At 32.1% G+C, this 18,030-nt stretch carries 14 protein-coding genes; all 14 read right to left on the bottom strand.

From position 1 onward, the window contains the following. Positions 1-225 precede the first annotated feature (225 nt). Positions 226-1,446, bottom strand: a complete 1,221-nt coding sequence (gene dpaL / locus ACJAX4_RS06830) for a diaminopropionate ammonia-lyase (protein ID WP_435788704.1) — start codon at positions 1,444-1,446, stop codon at positions 226-228. A 483-nt stretch (positions 1,447-1,929) separates the two neighbouring features. Further along, positions 1,930-3,072 (bottom strand): acyl-CoA dehydrogenase, encoded by a 1,143-nt coding sequence (locus tag ACJAX4_RS06835; RefSeq protein ID WP_435788705.1) that lies wholly within the window; start codon positions 3,070-3,072, stop codon positions 1,930-1,932. 50 nt (positions 3,073-3,122) lie between these two features. After that, positions 3,123-4,556, bottom strand: a complete 1,434-nt coding sequence (locus ACJAX4_RS06840; RefSeq protein WP_435788706.1) for an FAD-binding oxidoreductase — start codon at positions 4,554-4,556, stop codon at positions 3,123-3,125. A gap of 177 nt (positions 4,557-4,733) precedes the next feature. Beyond that, a complete protein-coding gene (locus ACJAX4_RS06845; RefSeq protein WP_435788707.1) occupies positions 4,734-5,672 on the bottom strand; it encodes an electron transfer flavoprotein subunit alpha/FixB family protein in 939 nt (312 codons plus the stop codon). A gap of 18 nt (positions 5,673-5,690) precedes the next feature. After that, on the bottom strand, positions 5,691-6,476 hold the full coding sequence (locus ACJAX4_RS06850) for an electron transfer flavoprotein subunit beta/FixA family protein (protein ID WP_435788708.1): 786 nt from the start codon (positions 6,474-6,476) through the stop codon (positions 5,691-5,693). 617 nt (positions 6,477-7,093) lie between these two features. After that, entirely contained in the window at positions 7,094-7,612 is a 519-nt protein-coding gene (locus ACJAX4_RS06855; RefSeq protein ID WP_435788709.1) for a YdeI/OmpD-associated family protein, read from the bottom strand. Between the two features lie 51 nt (positions 7,613-7,663). Beyond that, on the bottom strand, positions 7,664-9,166 hold the full coding sequence (locus ACJAX4_RS06860) for a M56 family metallopeptidase (protein WP_435788710.1): 1,503 nt from the start codon (positions 9,164-9,166) through the stop codon (positions 7,664-7,666). 119 nt (positions 9,167-9,285) lie between these two features. After that, entirely contained in the window at positions 9,286-9,663 is a 378-nt protein-coding gene (locus ACJAX4_RS06865; RefSeq protein ID WP_435788711.1) for a BlaI/MecI/CopY family transcriptional regulator, read from the bottom strand. Positions 9,664-10,082: 419 nt separating this feature from the next. Then, positions 10,083-11,747 (bottom strand): DUF5050 domain-containing protein, encoded by a 1,665-nt coding sequence (locus tag ACJAX4_RS06870; protein WP_435788712.1) that lies wholly within the window; start codon positions 11,745-11,747, stop codon positions 10,083-10,085. 359 nt (positions 11,748-12,106) lie between these two features. Continuing rightward, a complete protein-coding gene (locus tag ACJAX4_RS06875) occupies positions 12,107-13,363 on the bottom strand; it encodes a zinc-binding dehydrogenase (RefSeq protein WP_435788713.1) in 1,257 nt (418 codons plus the stop codon). 33 nt (positions 13,364-13,396) lie between these two features. Continuing rightward, on the bottom strand, positions 13,397-14,830 hold the full coding sequence (locus tag ACJAX4_RS06880; RefSeq protein ID WP_435788714.1) for a PTS mannitol transporter subunit IICB: 1,434 nt from the start codon (positions 14,828-14,830) through the stop codon (positions 13,397-13,399). After that, positions 14,820-15,587 (bottom strand): nucleoside/nucleotide kinase family protein, encoded by a 768-nt coding sequence (locus tag ACJAX4_RS06885; protein WP_435788715.1) that lies wholly within the window; start codon positions 15,585-15,587, stop codon positions 14,820-14,822. The genes ACJAX4_RS06880 and ACJAX4_RS06885 overlap by 11 nt, the downstream gene beginning before the upstream one ends. Next, complete coding sequence (locus tag ACJAX4_RS06890; protein ID WP_435788716.1) at positions 15,581-16,009, bottom strand: PTS sugar transporter subunit IIA; 429 nt, start codon at positions 16,007-16,009, stop codon at positions 15,581-15,583. Before ACJAX4_RS06890 ends, ACJAX4_RS06885 begins: the two co-directional genes overlap by 7 nt. Before the next feature lie 19 nt (positions 16,010-16,028). Then, a complete protein-coding gene (locus ACJAX4_RS06895) occupies positions 16,029-17,702 on the bottom strand; it encodes a BglG family transcription antiterminator (protein ID WP_435788717.1) in 1,674 nt (557 codons plus the stop codon). Between the last annotated feature and the right edge of the window lie 328 nt (positions 17,703-18,030).

The raw sequence follows: 18,030 nt of genomic DNA on the forward strand, positions 1-18,030 counted from the left end.
TCATTTCCCTTCTTATTTATGAATATTCATTAAATTCTGTAGTGTGCATAACCCTTCATTTGATTACCTCCATTCTAAATTTCGCGCAAGAAAAAAGGACTTACTTTTATGTAAATCCTCTTCTTCTTAAATAATATCTTTCTTAATGTCATCATTTCTATATATTTTTTTATTGAAGACTTGATCCTTTTCGCATAGGTGGTTCCAGTTATAACTAAAAATTTATTATAATGGATACGCACCATTCCATACTATATCCCTATAATTTAATGGATCAGTGTCGCCTTCTGTGCTGAACATTAATACTACAGAATCTTTGTTAAGGCTAAGGTTCTCCTTTAGTGAACTATACTCAGGACTAGTCATTAGAAGTGACAGTACTCCAGCACCTAGTGCTGCTGACTCTCCAGAAATTATTCTCTCATCCTCGTAAATAGGGTTACCGAGAATTCTCATTCCTGTAGCAGCTACACTATCAGCACATTTACAGAAACCAGTTGCGAAATTTCTTATTATTTCCCATCCCGCTGGAACAGGTTCTCCACATGCAAGTCCTGCCATGATACTATCTAATGATCCACCTACAGTATAAGCTTTACCATCATTCATTTCCCCAGACTTAAAGTAACATGCTGCATTTTTAGGCTCCATTATAAGTGTAGTAGGCATATCCCCATTATAATAATTTGATATAGCTCCTATTAAACCGGACGCCATTGCCCCAACCCCAGCTTGAACAAACAAGTGAGTTGGTTTTTTATAACCTGCAGCTTCTAGTTGTTCTATTGCTTCCATTCCCATAGTTGAATATCCTTGAAGAATGGTCTTTGGAACTTCTTCGTAACCTTCCCATGAAGTATCTTGTACTATATACCAATTGTTCTCAGTGGCCAATTTATTTGCATATCTTACAGTATCATCATAGTTAAATTCAGTAACTGTAACAGTTGCTCCTAATGCTTCTATATTTTTCACCCTGCTTTCTACTGTGCCCTTAGGCATGTAGATTATTGCTTTTAAGCCTAATTCCATAGCTGTCCAAGCTACGCCTCTACCATGATTCCCATCAGAACAAGTAGTTAAAGTCATATCCTTAATTTTCGAGTGAACACTCTCAGATTTTAAGTAATCAAAAATAACATTTGAAGTCTCAAGTCCTAGCTTGTCACAAACTAACTTAGCAATAGCATAGGTAGCTCCTAATATTTTAAATGAGTTTATATCTCCCCTTTGCGATTCATTTTTAATAAATATTGACTTTACTCCTAGATACTCAGATAAGCTTTTTAATTGCACTAACGGAGTAGCTTTGCAATCTGTAATACTGTCGTGAATATGCCTAACTTTTTTTAATTGTTCTACAGACAGAAATTCTGGGCATCTTTCCTCTTTAGCATCATATTTTCCATTAACTATAAATTCAATATTATTCATTGTTTTTGGCATTTGCTCATCTCCATTTCAATGTAATCGATTAAGATTCATTTTGGTTTAATACACTTATTATATTGTAAATTATTCATATAGTAAATATAATCCTAATACTCTTCTTTTACTTAGAGTTAAAACCTATAATCTGATTTCGACTCATGTTTTTACTCACCTATATGAAAATAAATGTTATCTATATTTTTACGAGCAAGTAACTGTAAATCACATAAACCTTGTCTTTCAGATAGATTTATGGAATCAAATAAAAATTTCATAGCTTTTTTATATTTACTCATGTCGCAATAGGCTTGCCCTACATATAGAACTTTATGTAATTATATAATAACCTACCTTGTTATACATCTCAAGACATTTCCAAGTTTATCCTTATATTAATTATACAAAAAAATACCCATAGTCCGAACACTTTTTTTAAGTGTCCATTCTATAGGTACCGTTTATCCTGATTATCTGTTTTTATTTAATTTTAGTTATCTATTATTTAACACCCATCCATCCAGCAATTACCATCATTTGAACTTCTGATGTTCCTTCATAAATTTCTGTTATTTTTGCATCACGCATCATTCTTTCAATAGGGTAATCACATGAATATCCATACCCACCAAATAATTGTAAACAACGATTTGTTACATCGCTGGCATTTCTAGAAGAAACTAATTTTGCCATTGCAGCTAAATGTGAATATTTTTCATGATTATCTTTTGCACATGCAGCTTGATATACTAAAAGTTTTGCAGCTTCTGTACTCGCACGCATTTGAGCAAGTTCAAATTGTGTATTTTGGAATTTTGAAATAGTACGCCCAAATTGAACACGTTCATTAACATATTTTATAGTTTCTTCTATTGCACCTTCTGCAATACCAAGTGCTTGCGCAGCAACACCAATACGGCCTCCATCAAGAGTTGCCATTGCAATGTTAAATCCTCTACCTTCTTCTCCTAAAAGATTTTCCTTTGGAACTATGCAATTATCAAAGAATAATTCACATGTAGAAGATCCCCTAATTCCCATCTTTAATTCATGACTTCCAACAGAAAAACCTGGGAAATCTTTTTCAACGATAAATGCTGATATACCCTTTGTTCCCTTACTCTTATCTGTCATAGCTAAAATAATATATATGTCTGCATATCCTGCATTAGTAATAAATATCTTGCTACCATTTAATACATAATTGTCCCCTTCGAGTACTGCTGTTGTCTTTTGCATAGAAGCATCAGTTCCAGCAGAAGGTTCTGTTAATCCAAAGCCACCTAATTTTTCACCGGAGGCAAGTGGTTTTAAATATTTCTCTTTTTGCTCCTCTGTGCCATATGTGTAAATTGGTGTTGCACAAAGACTTGTATGTGCTGAAACAATAACACCTGTTGTTGCGCAACATTTAGATAATTCTTCTACACATTGTATATAACTTAATGTATCCATTCCAGCTCCACCGTATTCTTCAGGAAATGGAATTCCAAGTAAGCCCATTTCAGCCATTTTTGCTACATTTTCTTCTGGGAAGCGCATATTTTCATCAACTTCTTTTGCAATTGGTTTTACCTCGTTTTCTGCAAAATCGCGATACATTTCTTGTAATTGTTGGCTATCTTCATCTTGTTTAAAATTCATAGCAATTCCCTACCTTTCTTTTTTTATGCGTGTTTGTCGATTGTGTTTTATTAGTTGTCACCATCTATTGGACAGCATACTTTACCTGGATTCATAATATTATTCGGATCAAAAGTTTTTTTAATGCCTTTCATGAGTTCCATATTTATTACTCCAACGCATTCTGTTAAATAACTGATCTTCCCACTACCAATTCCATGTTCTCCTGACACAAGTCCGCCACAATCTATTGCTTCTTTATAAATAATATCAAAGAATTTCTCAACTCTTACTTTAAACTCCGATTCTTCTAAATCATTACTACATTGGTATATGTGAAGATTTCCATCTCCTGCATGTCCAAAACTCCTAATAGTTAAACCACACTCTTCGCCAGTTTTATTTGCAAAAGCAAGATAAGTAGCAATTTTATTTATTGGAACTACTACATCACATTCATCTAATAATTTTGTTTCTGCCGTAATTGCTTCTAAGAAACTAGAACGTGCAGCCCATGCATCTTTAATTTTCGCAGGTGTATCAGCTACAAGAACATCAATTGCTCCTGATTCTAATACTATTTCACTTGCTTGTTCAATAAGGTTATTTAATTCATCTTCATTACTTGCATCTATAGTAACAAGTAAATAAGCATTTGCAGTTACTCCATCAACTACTTGAGGGAATACGCTCTTTCCAATAAATCTTTCACTAGATAAAACAATTTCTCTTTCCATAAATTCCAATGCTTGTGGATTCATGTGTTCCATTTTAAATTTAGGAACAGCAGAAATACAATCATCTAGATTTTCAAAAGGAATAATTAAACTTGCCATTTCCTTTGGTGCTATAATGGTTTTCAAAGTAAGTTCAGTAATAATTCCAAGGGTACCTTCTGAACCAATCATTAAATTCAAAAGGCTGTAACCTGAACTTGTTTTTGATACTGTAGCTCCAAACTTAGTAATTTCTCCTGATGGAAGAACAACTGTCATTGCACGTACATAATCACGTGTTGCACCATATTTAACAGCTCTCATTCCACCAGCATTTGTTGAAACGTTCCCACCTAAACTAGCGGACTTTTCACCAGGATCTGGAGCATATAATAACCCTTGTTTTGTACAATCCTCTGCAAGATCCTTGAGCAACACACCTGGTTGTACATGAACAACAAAATTTTCTAAGTCATAAGAAAGTATTTTATTCATCTTTGTAAGATCAATTAAAACACCGCCGAGTAGTGGAACTGCTCCTCCTACAAGTCCTGTTCCTGCTCCTCTTGGAGTTACTGGTATCTTATTCTCATTACATATTTTTACTACTGCAGCAACTTCCTCTGTAGAGTGCGCCATAAATACAACTTGCGGAGCTTTTTTCCCATAAATAGGCATTTCATCATGAGAATAATCGTCATTGATATCATCACCTGTTAAAATATGTTTTGGAGCTGCCTCCTGTAATTGTAAGATTAATTCTTCTGTCAACTGATTATACTTAGCCATAATAATCCTTCCTTTCTAAACTTATTCTTACTCAATAATGTTCTTAACAAACATCATCTGTACCCTGCTTTACACATAACAGTTTTTTTAATAGAACCATTTCATACAAATTCAATTGTAAACATTTACATTGTTAATCTTAAGATAAATTTAATCTACTATATTAACAAAAAAACTCTACTTTACTGTTGCTTTCTTCATTTCTTCAATCATAACTGGAAGAACTTCAGTTACATTTCCAATAATAGCTATATTTGCGATATCAAAAATTGGAGCTTCTTCATCCTTATTAATTGCCACAATATAATTAGAACCCGACATTCCAGATGTATGTTGCGTTGCTCCAGAAATACCACATGCAATATAAAGTTTTGGTGCTACAATCTTTCCTGATTGTCCAACTTGATGTGTACGACTAATCCATCCGTTTTCAATCGCTGGCCTCGTTGCACCCACTACACCACCAAGTACACGTGCTAATTCTTCAACAAGTTTGAAATTTGCTTCATTTCCCATTCCACGTCCACCAGAAACAATAACTTGTGCTTCTTCTAAATTGACAGATTCACAAATTTCTTTTACTATATCAACTATTTTTGCCTTAACAGCACTAGCTGGTATTTCTACTTTTTTCTCTGTAACACCTGCATTTGAACTAACCTCTGGCTTTAAAAAGCTTCCTTTTCTAACTGTAACTACGGCTGTGCCTTCTACTTCAATGTGTTCTAAAATTGTACCACCATAAGCTGGCCTAGTATATATAACTTTGCCATCAGTTTTATTCATTCCTATTACGTCACTTACACATCCAAGGCACATACGTCCTGCAATACGAGGTGCAATATCTTTAGATAGTGTTGTATTTGCGATTAGTACAATATCTGGGTTTTGCTCCTTAACAGTTTCTGATAATACTTCTGTCAAAGTATCACAGTCTGTAGCAGTTTCTATAAAAATAACTGGAATTCCAAAAGTTGCTACGGTATCTGCCGCAGCCCTGTTACCTACTATAAGCGCTGTTCCTTCTGCATCTAATGCTTTTACTGCACTAATTAATTCAAGGCCTCCGCCTAATACTTTTTCTCCATCTGTTTCAATAAACAATAATGCTTTCATAGTTTCGTTACCCCCTTATTAGATTGTCTTATCTTTTTTCATTTGCTCAATAGCAGCATTTACTGCTAGCGACGCATCTTTTTCTTGGATTCTGATACCAGCCTCTTTTTTAGGAGGTTCAACATATTCAATTAAGCGGACTTTTGCCTTTTTCACATCACCAATTTCTGCTGCGCAATAAGTTGGAATAACTGCCTTACGGCTTGCCATCTTAGTTCTAATAGTAGGATATCGTGGATCATAATTAGGTTTGCTTACTGTTACTACAGCTGGAGATTCTAAAGAAACTATATTATATCCTTCCTCAGTTTCCTGATGAACCTCCATAACATTATCTTTCAAATTAATTTCAACTGTGCTACTAACAAAGCTTGTCTCCATTTTTTCGGCAAGTATTGCTCCTACCTGACCAGTAATTTCATCTGTGGATTCCTTTCCACAAATAATTAAATTAAATTTTTCGCCATTGTCTTTTTCAATTTTATGAATAGCATCTGCCAAAACGTCAGCTGTTGAAGTAGCATCTAAATCTGCATATAAATCATCTTTTGCGAAAAATGCTTGTTTAGCCCCTACTGCAAGACAATTTTTTAATGTATTTAAAGAATCTGCTGCTCCAACAGTTAATACACTAACATCTCCTCCGTTGGCTTCCACAAAACGAACTGCAAGTTCTAATGCATATGTGTCAAATGCATTTGCTACCATAGTGACTCCATTCAAATTAGGTTTTTTCGTCTTATTATCCAAATGAATTTCAATAGAATCATCTGGAACCTGTTTTACACATAACATAATTTTCATACTTTCCCTCTCCTTTACTATTTAAATTTATTAAACCGTTTTCTTGATAGACTCATTTTGTATTTAAATTTTTATAAAGTACCATTTTATAAAAATTGTTTCGATTAATTTATATAAACTATTATTTATTGGTAGTATGGTATTACCACTAAGCTTATTTTATCACAATATTTAAAACAACTCAATCATTTTATCTAAATGTTGCTGTGGATGATTACTACCAATATTAAATTGAAAATATTAATGCTATAAATAAAAAAGATACTAACGATTTAAATAAAATCATTAGTACCAATGTACAATCAGTGTAAGAAATATTCATAGTAAGCACCTTGAAAGAGTAAAACTATTTCGCCAAAAACCCCTATGCATAAAAACAAGAAATAGTAGGTTGCTTTTGATACGTCTTTGCCAAATAGCTCTTTAAAAGCTTGAATAAACAAACGTTCGAATCTAAACCAATTTAAGATCCAACCAATAATAAGAAAAGTAAGTATTGCCATGTTGAATGACACCTCCAAATTATAATTTGTCGTACATAAGATACTGTAATCATAATATACTAGTATGCCTATTATATATTGCAAAGAAGGGTACAAATGTCCTCTAAATCACTATTAGTCTAATAGTACACCAGATTTTGATACATTAGTTACCGTACAACGAGATGCATCAAAACAACACGGTGTTTTGGCTCCATTTTGTAATTTTGAACACATTACATTAATTCTTTTATTTCGAGTTTCTGGATTTAGAGTTGAACGAATCGATCTAACCCATTCCCACCTTGATTTTGCATTAATGGAATTCCATTGGTTTAAAACATCTGAATTAATAATTTCATTCATAATGTCCTCAGGAATCTCTGGCTCAATCCATTCATTTATTGGTTCTATATTTAAAAATACAGTTTCATCAATAGATATTCCAGCTTCTTCACTTAATAAGGTGCTTACTTCTATCCAATGACTACCTTTACCGTCTGGTTCTAATGGTGCTTTAAAATTCACATTATTAATTGTTCCTTGAACCATAACCATACCCCTCGAAGGGAGTTTTTTACTTGAGGCTAACGGTATTCTTATAACTTGTAGGGGGCCAATTTTCGAGAGTTTAGTTTCGAAAATAATTGACATTTCTAATCACCTTTCCCTTATAATTTTATAGGATAATAATATGTTTATACCTTAATTGTTTATCGAAATAATCATTAATTCTAGATTATCCCCTGTAGTTGTTACGTTATTAATCCAAATATTGTTTGATCCACTACCAAACATTACTCCCTTCCAATTTGCAAACATATATTTTGTAAAAGCATTACCAATAACTTGCTTAAAAGCTGGATTTATAATTTTTTCATAATTTTCAATAAAGTCATTTGCATTTTGCATTTCCGTGACTTTGTCATTAATTTTAACATTTATAGGATATTTCACTTGTTCAGCCAACAGTTTTTTATTATCATTTACTATATAACCTTGAATTTTAGCAACAAAATTCTCTACATTTTGGTCGCCCTGTGTACCTACCGCTATTGAATACCTTTTTCCATATTCAACTCCTGGGAGGTTACTTTTAAGTAATAATGTAAATGGATAACTTGTTTTATTGTCTGCGCTCATCCATGTTCCTTCTATTTTATCAATAGTTTTCATTTTTCCTTTAAAGATGCCAGTGTTTTTACCCGTATCATCATACTCATATAATACAATATCTTCCGCTCCTGATTTTCCTTTAAGTTTCATTTCCTTTCTCTTACTCTCATAAAAGTATGAACCGACAATATCTTTCCCTAATGGATAAACGCTCATTTGAATTGAAATATTATTATTTATTGTACCTTGATAATCATAATATCCTTTTTCAAAAGAACTATTAGTAGTATCTATATTATCAAGTAGACTGGAATTCAGATTACTACTAATATCTTTAGTCCCTTCTGAAGCATTAGTTGAAGAAGTATTATCACTATCTGCCTCTGGCTTAACATTGGAAATATTTGAAACTTCTGTATTACTTTTATCATTACTATCGTTTGAAGGTTTAGTTATGCTTGAGCACCCTATCATAAGTACCAAAGACAATGCTGCTACAGTCCATGTAATGGATTTTTTGTTGAATAGTGTTATCATAATTATTCTCCTTTTGCTATATTTATTAGAAAAACCAAGAGTACCAATAGGCAAATTTGATTTTGAAAGAATTTTAAGCATATTAATAATAGTCTGCCCATATCCTACAACTTCTTTAGTAGTTAGCACAGTAAGTGCTGTAGCATCGCAAGCTACTTCACAATCCTGCTTAAATTGATGAAGTGAATACCAAATTATTGGATTAAACCAATAGATAACTTGAAGTAACATAATAAATAGATTTACTATTAAATCTTTTCTTTTTATATGAGTTACCTCATGTAATAATACAAACCTAAGTTCTTCAGATGTTAATCTATGAATGATATTCTCTGAAATTAATATTTTAGGTCTTATAATTCCATAAACGGCAGGTGATTTTAAATGCTGGTCATAAATAATAGATACTTTTGAATGTACTTTAAGTTTTAATTTAGATTCTTGTAATATTTTATTTACATCCTGTCTATCACAACGATTACTTTTCTTTATACTAATCCATAACATTATATTTACAATTATTATATATGTTAGCTTTGATAAAGCTCCAATCATCCAAATTAAAGCTCCAGTTTTATAATTAAAACCCAATCCGAAATTATTTACCCATTATTGATAGTAATGTAATTTGTTCAAACAAGTTATCAAATCCATTTATTTCCATCAACCTTTCATTACTGCATCTTATCATTAAGTAATCTTTGTAATTCTTCAATTTCACTTTTAGATAGTTTCTCATTCTTAATAAAATTAGTTACCATAAGCTGAAGTGATCCATCATAAACCTTTTTAATAAATGATCTAGTCTCTTTCATTTCACAATCTTTTTTTTCTGCAAGCGGATAAAACTGAAAATGTGAACCTTCCTTATTAACACCTACCGTTCCTTTTTTGACTAATCTATCAATTAATGAATGGATAGTTTTAGGACTCCAATTGGTTTTGGGATTTAAAGCCTCAATTATTTTGGTTGAGGTCAGTGGAGACTTTTCCCATAATACTTTTATAATAACCCACTCTGCATCTGTTATATCTAAGTTTAGTTTATTCATATTATAATCACCTTCCTACAAGTGTAGTCTATATTTATAGACTACACTTGTAGGAAGGAATTGTCAATCACTTTTTTTTGTTTACTTATACTTTATATAGATGCTAATAAAAGCACTATTATAATTTAAGAGATAGACTATATATAGAGCATAGGCAAGATTTGTTGTTTTAAGTATTGTGTTTTGGATTTTATTTTAAATTAGATCATAGGAAAAACCACAACTAATTAATAATTAGTTGTGGTTTTTACACATTAATATCTTCTAGGGTTTCTCTTTTTTGCTTTATCTTCACTACTTCATTATATTGATCAGACCCTCTAAGAATATTTAAATAGATAATTATACTGTTGATATGACGATTTTTCTTAGTTACTGTATTAAGCCCACTGCTGTACATTATAAGATGAATGATTACTTTAGTTAACCTGAAACAGCTCGCTTCCATCAGTTTTTAACTTAAGAATTTGTGACGAACCACCAATAGCAACCGTATATACTCCATTGGCGTAGGTTAGTGTGGAGCTTCCGGGTGATTCAAAATAAATCCACTCAGATCCACTTACTAATTTCACAAGCTCTGAGCCATCAGTTTTCATTCTATAAATCCCAAGCTTGTCATCCGGCTGTGAGTCTGTATAATTACTAAAGTAGACATAGCCATTTGAAGCATTTATGCCGTATAAAGCGTAATTGGAATCTGGCATTGTATAGAGTACTTCCTCACTGCTGCCATCAACTTTTGCTTTATTTATCTTTTGGTAAGTATCATCACTATAGTATATCCATCCATCTTCTATAGAAAAAAATCTTGGGCTGCTACTTGATACCCTTTGGGTAGTGCTTCCATCTGTCTTTATACGATAAAGCCCAATGTTATTGTCTGCTTTATTGAGTAAAGATAAATATACCCAATTTTCAATTACAACTATAGCTTGAGCCTCGATGCAAACAAGAGAATTTCCAGTTTCAAAATCAATTTTTTTCTTACTTGTTCCATCGGTTTTTATTTTATATAAAAAATTCTCTTGTGATTCAGAAGCGCCTTTTTCCAAATAGTAAATCCAATCATTAACCACAGCTATACCCATGGTTTGAGAATTAACTATAAGGGTTTTAGAGGAACCATCTTTTTTCATTTTGTATATGCCTTTACCCACCATGGTATCCGAATAGTAAATCCAATCTCCAATTGTATTGAGGGAACCGCATACTGAATCACTAATCTTTGACTTTGATGATCCATCCGGCTTGTTCTTGTACAGCTTGTACCCATCACTTGAATTAAGGTAATAATTATATTGTCCGTCGCTAACTACACTTCCCCCATTTGTCAGATTTCCAGAAGTGTTGCCATAAGTATAACTAATTGGTTGTTTTAGTGAAGTTATAGTGTCTGTATCTAGATTAAAATACTCTATTATCTTCATTGAAGTTTCATATCTATCTTTTCCGCCCAACCTAACTATAGTTATATTACTACTAACGCTAGCTAATAAATTATCTTTACCATTTAATAATATTGGATACCCCTTTATATCAGCTATACTTAATATACTAAGCGCATCTGCAAAGCTACTTCCTGTAGCTATAACAATACTTGTACCTTTAGGTACCTTTAGATAATCGACTATTTTCTGATTTGTTTCATAACGATCCTTACCACCAAGTCTAATTATATTATATCCATTTGTAGTTAGATAATCTGAAATCTCACTACTAACTGCACCAGTACCACCTAATATATAGATGTTTTTTTCTTTGCTTAAGTTTGTTGTAATATACTCTAATACCGTTTTGCTGTTACTAACATTCTTATTAACTAATAAAAGTGGTGCATTATGCTTATAAGCAAGCCCTGAACCAGCTAAGGCATCTGCAAAATTATTAGCTGTAGCTAATACAACTGCATCTGGTACTTTATCAGTATATTGCTCTTTCGCTATGGCAATAGAAGTTTCCATTCTATTAAGTCCAGCTAACCTTTGTACATTTACTAATGGTGTTGTATCTGATACTGCATTTGTAATAACAGGAATATTTAAAAACAATAACACTAAACATACCGCAATGCTGTCCCCCATACTTTTTGCGCGTTTCATGTATGTAAAAATAAACATAGGAAAAAGGCTATATCAGTTACCATAACTAATACAGCCTCTACTTTCCTTTATAATAAATCAATGAAATTTCCTGCTTGATTATATATATGGTGGAGGCGAACCGTACATATAATCAAGTAGCCACAATTTCTAGAAAAGATTTACTAGAGAATTATAGGTAACTATTGTGAGCCTCTCAACTTCACTTTATGACAATCTTAAACTTTATAAATACTATGAGCACAGTAGTTGCGAGGAATATGATCATCTATATCAGAATGAAGATTAAGGTTGGAATTTTGTAATGATAGACTTTTACAGTGTAAAAATCATCCCTTGTTTTATTTGTTTTCAAGAGTCTCTAACAAAAACTTCTCTGCTTCTTCACACCAAACATTATTGTTTCTCTTACATATTTCAGATAACCTTTTATAAAACTCATTATTTTCACCCAGCTTTTTAAAGTCTTCAATTGCTGTTAATTCCAATTCTATATGAGGATAAATCAACTTCTTTCCTCCTGGAATATTCGGTAAATTTTTTATGGTTTCTGGTGCTGCATTTAATCCACCTATATGAGTTATCATATAGGATGGGTTAATAACTCCCTTTTCAGACAGCTCTATAGACTCTAACATATCCCCCGTTGATCCCCCTGATGTTCCAACTATATGAGTCCCTTCATAGTGAACTTTATAAAAGTTAAATGGAACCTTAAACTTACTATCTGTTGGACCCGCAAAGAAATTTAAGCAGCCATCATTACATAATATATCATCAGCATTTTCTATTAATTGATTACCAGCAGCAAAAACAAATGCATCATCATATCCCTTTCCACCGGATAACTCCATTAGCTTACTTACTGCATCTATATCTTTTGTATTAAGATATATTAATTCAACACCTTTTTCTCTGGCATCTTCAACTTTTATTAAACTAGCTGCTCTCTTTAATCTTGCTACGTCTATATCTACAACTACAACTAATCTTGGTTTTATTGATCCATTAATAGCGTATTCTATGGCCCCGAGTCCCATGGGGCCAGCACAGCCAAGTAATGCAACCTTACCACCTTCTTTTATCCCCATATCATGTTTATAAACATATTGCTTTGTATGATAACTAGCGTGGAAAGCTCCTATTATGCATGACATAGGTTCTGCCAAAGATGCATTTGCAAAATATGTCCCATTAAGTGGAAGCACACAACCTAAGTCTATTGCTATTTTAGGAATTATACAATAAGATGCATTTCCTCCAAAGTACTCATAGCTGTATCCTGCTGAGTAACCTGATTCAAGCCCCATTGCTGGTTGTAGTATAAATCTTTGTCCTTGTTTGAATCTATCTTTTAAATTGCTTCCTACTCTTTCTATAATACCAGCTAATTCATGGCCTGTGATAGCTGGGTGTTCAGATACATTTTCTGGAACCCTTTTGTGTTCTTCTCCCCTAATTAGCGCTTTATAGGTTGATAAACAAACACTATTTGAAATTACCTTTACAAGTAATTCATCTTCTGCAATTTCTGGCAACTCAAATTCTCTAATGTATATTTTATTTTTCCCAGCTAAAACTGCTGCTCTAGTCTTCATAATCCACCTTCTCCTTATTGTCTTTATTTTTTACTATTGTGCAATTAGTTCTGCTAATAATTCATTTATACTTATATCTTTCATAAAGTTTTCAATAGTAACTATACGCTTGTTTGGCCATTTTAATCTAGTTCTGTCTAATAAACTCTTATGAATCACAATTACATCAGCTTCTTGCGGCACTTTTTCAATAGCAAAGTTTTTAACTATTACTGATAGACCTTCTTTTTCTACTGTTTTTCTAAATGCACTAGCTCCCATTGCACTGCTTCCAAGGCCTGCATCACATGCAAATGCAACAAATTTCACTTGCTTATTAACTGCAGCATTATTTTGTACTAATGTAGAATTTAATAAATCCTTTCCTTCTTTTTTCATTTCTTTTGACTTACTGAGTGATTCTTCAAACTCATCACCAGTTTGTTTAGAGGATTTTAATATTAAAGAAGTTATTGCAAAGCTTACTGCTGTAGCTACTAATACTCCTGAAATTACTCCTATAAAGTTTCCTTTTGGCGTTAATGCTAAATATGCAAATATTGATCCTGGGCTTGGTCCTGCTACGAGTCCTACTTTAAATAAGCTGAAGGTTACTATACCTGAAGCTGCACCACATATCATACTTACAATTAATATTGGCTTCATTAATACATATGGGAAGTATATTTCATGAATACCACCTAAGAAGTGTATTATTATAGCTCCTGGAGCTGTTTTCTTAGATGCACCTTTCCCAAATAAAGAATATGCAAGCAATAATCCGAGTCCTGGTCCTGGGTTTGAAGCAACCATAAAGAAAATAGATTTTCCAGCCTCTAACGATGCTTGCATTCCTAATGGATAGTAAATACCTTGATCAATTACGTTATTTAGAAATAATACTTTTGCAGGTTCATTAATAACTGATAAAAGCGGTAAGAAACCTGTTTTTACTAAAGCTTCAATTAGTACAGTTATTGCATTGTTTGCTTGTAGAATTATTGGCCCTATTAATGAATAAGAGATTAAGCTAAGTAATAATCCGATTATACCTAATGAGAAGTTATTTATTACCATTTCGAATCCAGTAGGTATTTTATCTTCAACAAATTTATCGAATTTCTTTATTACATATGCACTAAGCGGTCCCATAACCATTGCCCCTAGGAACATTGGTATACTTGACCCTATTATTAATCCAAAAGTACCAATAACACCTGCTACTCCACCTCTTTCACCCCATACAAGTTTACCACCTGTATGTGCAAGTAATAGAGGAAGCATAAACGTTATCATAGGACCTACTAATTTTCCAAAGTATTCACTAGGAATCCATCCTGTTGGTATGAATAATGCCGTTAAAAACCCCCATGCAATAAATGCACCCATATTGGGAATAACCATTGCTGTTAGGAATCCACCAAATGCTTGCACTTTAGATCTCATGCTTTTCTTTTGAATTAACTGTGTTTGTTTTCTAGTTTCCATTGAATTTACCCCCCATTATATATTTTCCATTACTTAATAGTTCGAGCTGTAAGTCAGACTTTAGACTATTGTTTAATACTCTTTTTACATTTGTGCTGTCGCTTTTTTCATAAAACTTTATTGCTTCTTCCTCTGATATTCCCCCTTTCATTTTTCGCTGTATTAGTCTGTCCTTTAACATTGTTTCATTAGCTTTAATGAAAATACTATAATCGCAATAATCCTTTAAGTCCCTCCATCCGTCTTCATTTATTAAAAGCCAATTACCCTCAATTAGTATGATTTCTTTACTAACTACTATTTGATCTTCTACCACATCATGTAGCTTTCGATCGTAAATTGGCCATTTAACGCTTTCATTTTTCAAGACTTTTATTTTTGACTTTAGTTTACTTAAATTAAATGTTTCCGGACATCCTTTAACTTCTACCATAGGAACTTCTTTTCCATCAATTATTACTTTGTGGTTTTTAATATACTGCTTATGATAGTGAAACCCATCAAGACCAATTGCTTGTATCTCCTCAATATTTTCACTATTCTTGGAAAGAAATTCTAAGAATGATGCTAAAGTACTTTTACCAACTCCAGGTGATGCCACTAGGTAAACCAAGAGTTTCCCTTTTTTGCGTTTTTTCATAATTTTCAAGTGTTTTAATAGTGGTATAAATATATTTTCAATATCTTCTTCGTAATAGTTTGCATTTACTTCTAAGGTGTTAACTGAAACCTTATACGATTTAACTTTATCTAGCATATACACTCAAGTACCTCTTCCTTAGATTTAGCTAAGAATAATTTTTCCATTGATTCCTCTTCCATAAGTAAATCTGTTAGCCCGGATATTAATTGCAAATGCGTTTCTGAATCATTTGCAGCTAAAACAATAATCAATTCTACATCTTTATCTTCTGGAAATTTCACACTTTTTGATAATTTTAAAAGTGATACTCCTGTTTTTAACACTCCATGTTCTGGTCTAGAGTGTGGCATAGCAATGCCTGGCATAATAACTATATATGGACCGTTTTTCACTACATTTTCTACCATTGCACTAATATACTCTTCTTTTATAAATCCTTTTTCCTTTAATGGAGCAGCAGCAACTTTAATTGCTTCTTGCCAACATGACACTTCATCTACAACATTTATATTGTTTTTTACCATTTCTCTTAACATATTATCTATCTCCTATTGTTTATAATTTTTTTATTCGTTCTGAAAGATATTCTTTTAATATTCTTTCAATATAGCTTTTTACAGCCTCTTTGTTTCCACTCTTTATATCATCTAAGAATAATTCATCATCAAATATAGCACTACTTATACTTGATATTGCTAGTATCCCTCGTAGGTCATCTTTCGGTATTAACATAACTACAATCACCTTTGATTTAGAAAAATATTCATCTTCAAAGTGTGCTCTCTCAGGCTTTATTAATATGAATTTAGATTCATCTACTCCGTTTGTCTTTGCATGTAATAACACAAATTTAAACTCTGGTATAACTTGAGTAGATAATTTCTCTCTTTTCTTTAAATCATTATATATATGATTCTTTCCATCTTCATCCGCTCCTACCACTTCACTTACAAATGTCATAACTTCATCCATTTTAATCCCTGATTTTACAGTATATAGCTCAAAGTTTTTAATAATGGAGCTTATTTCTTTAGTTACTAAACCTATTTCATGCACTTGAGTAAGTGTATCTACCTTTTCACTACCTATACTTGGGGTGGTATTATTTAAGACGTTTTCTATTTCTTCAGAAATTATTAAAACATCTCTCTCTGTTAGCATTGGATTTACCTTAATATAATTGTAGTTAGAATTGCTTATATCAAAAGTAGATATTAAAATTTCAACCTCTTGCATTTTATCAGATGATAATTCACTAATAGAAAGAGTTAGTACCCTTACTCTATCGTAGAAAATGTGAGATATCCTTGAAGATAGTAACGCAGATATTCCAATTCCACTATAACAAACAACTCCTACATTTGCTTTTCTACTATATTTATAATCCCTTTTTAGTCTTACCTCCGCTCCTCCAAAATGTATTGCTATTAGCCCTAATTCCTGTTCTGGAACCTTAAGACTAAATTTATCTTCAATTACCTTTGCAACTCTCTGAGCTTTTGCATATACCTTTGGGTATAAACTTTTAATCTCATTTTGGAATGGATTTTGAATTTCAATTCCATGCTGCAAACGTATAATTGTTGGTCTTACATGAGCTATTAAACCTTTTATAAAATCTGTATCCTGTTTAAGTCGATAAGCTATAGCACTATCGTACTGCTCAATCATTTCATATATCATATACCTAATGTCAGGTTCTATATCAAATATATCTTCATTTTCATTTATGTGTTGTAATTTGGCACCTTCTATATATATATATAAATCTATTATTTCTGTAGTAGTGTATTCTGCTGAAAACTGCTCACTTAGTATAGAGATTAATTCTATTACAAACTCATAACGTTTAATGTTTTGTGATGTTAAACCTATGCTTTTTTCTATTTCGTTTTTCTTTCCAATTATTATTCGTTTTGTCATTATGGACAAATATATTATAAGTTCTGTATAAGAACTTTCAGTCATTCCACTTAATTTATTGTCTTTTAATTTTTTTATCGAATCGATTACATTGTTTACAATATTAGGTTCTACTAAATCAAATAATTTACATAGTGGATCCTGTGTATTTCGATATACATATCTCATACATGCTTTTCTGTAATCTTCTTCTTTAAACTCTAGATAAATTCCAAGTCCAGATCTTCTAACTACGTTTATATTGTTTTTTAAAAACCACTTTTCTATATTATCTAAATCATTATTAATTGTTCCTTCACTAACCATTAAAATACTTGAATAATAATATATTTTTTGTGGTTCTTCTTGCTTTAATATTTCTAGAATAAGTCGATTATGACGTTCTTCTTTATTTTGAGGATCACTATATTCTAGCTTATTTAATTCTTCTAGCAGTTTATTTTTATTAGTCTCACTACCTATAATGCTTATGCCTTTTTTAGACTTTGTGTCTAATTTAAGGTCATATTGTATTTGTCAAGTGAAAACTCCCCCATATTCTAACCCAAAACTCCCCCACTAAAAATTGTAAAAAAAATAATATTTATCTTAATAATTGTATAGTTGAGAAAAATTTTATTGTTGTTTTGCAAGC

It is taken from the genome of Clostridium sp. (assembly GCF_051278035.1).
Taxonomy (GTDB): Bacteria; Bacillota; Clostridia; order Clostridiales; family Clostridiaceae; genus Clostridium_AD.

What these genes read in the sequence shown, in the direction of transcription:
- dpaL (WP_435788704.1), bottom strand. Translation starts at nt 1,446, where the DNA reads ATGCCAAAAACAATGAATAATATTGAATTTATAGTTAATGGAAAATAT.
- ACJAX4_RS06835 (WP_435788705.1), bottom strand. Translation starts at nt 3,072, where the DNA reads ATGAATTTTAAACAAGATGAAGATAGCCAACAATTACAAGAAATGTAT.
- ACJAX4_RS06840 (WP_435788706.1), bottom strand. Translation starts at nt 4,556, where the DNA reads ATGGCTAAGTATAATCAGTTGACAGAAGAATTAATCTTACAATTACAG.
- ACJAX4_RS06845 (WP_435788707.1), bottom strand. Translation starts at nt 5,672, where the DNA reads ATGAAAGCATTATTGTTTATTGAAACAGATGGAGAAAAAGTATTAGGC.
- ACJAX4_RS06850 (WP_435788708.1), bottom strand. Translation starts at nt 6,476, where the DNA reads ATGAAAATTATGTTATGTGTAAAACAGGTTCCAGATGATTCTATTGAA.
- ACJAX4_RS06855 (WP_435788709.1), bottom strand. Translation starts at nt 7,612, where the DNA reads ATGTCAATTATTTTCGAAACTAAACTCTCGAAAATTGGCCCCCTACAA.
- ACJAX4_RS06860 (WP_435788710.1), bottom strand. Translation starts at nt 9,166, where the DNA reads ATGATTGGAGCTTTATCAAAGCTAACATATATAATAATTGTAAATATA.
- ACJAX4_RS06865 (WP_435788711.1), bottom strand. Translation starts at nt 9,663, where the DNA reads ATGAATAAACTAAACTTAGATATAACAGATGCAGAGTGGGTTATTATA.
- ACJAX4_RS06870 (WP_435788712.1), bottom strand. Translation starts at nt 11,747, where the DNA reads ATGGGGGACAGCATTGCGGTATGTTTAGTGTTATTGTTTTTAAATATT.
- ACJAX4_RS06875 (WP_435788713.1), bottom strand. Translation starts at nt 13,363, where the DNA reads ATGAAGACTAGAGCAGCAGTTTTAGCTGGGAAAAATAAAATATACATT.
- ACJAX4_RS06880 (WP_435788714.1), bottom strand. Translation starts at nt 14,830, where the DNA reads ATGGAAACTAGAAAACAAACACAGTTAATTCAAAAGAAAAGCATGAGA.
- ACJAX4_RS06885 (WP_435788715.1), bottom strand. Translation starts at nt 15,587, where the DNA reads ATGCTAGATAAAGTTAAATCGTATAAGGTTTCAGTTAACACCTTAGAA.
- ACJAX4_RS06890 (WP_435788716.1), bottom strand. Translation starts at nt 16,009, where the DNA reads ATGTTAAGAGAAATGGTAAAAAACAATATAAATGTTGTAGATGAAGTG.
- ACJAX4_RS06895 (WP_435788717.1), bottom strand. Translation starts at nt 17,702, where the DNA reads ATGGTTAGTGAAGGAACAATTAATAATGATTTAGATAATATAGAAAAG.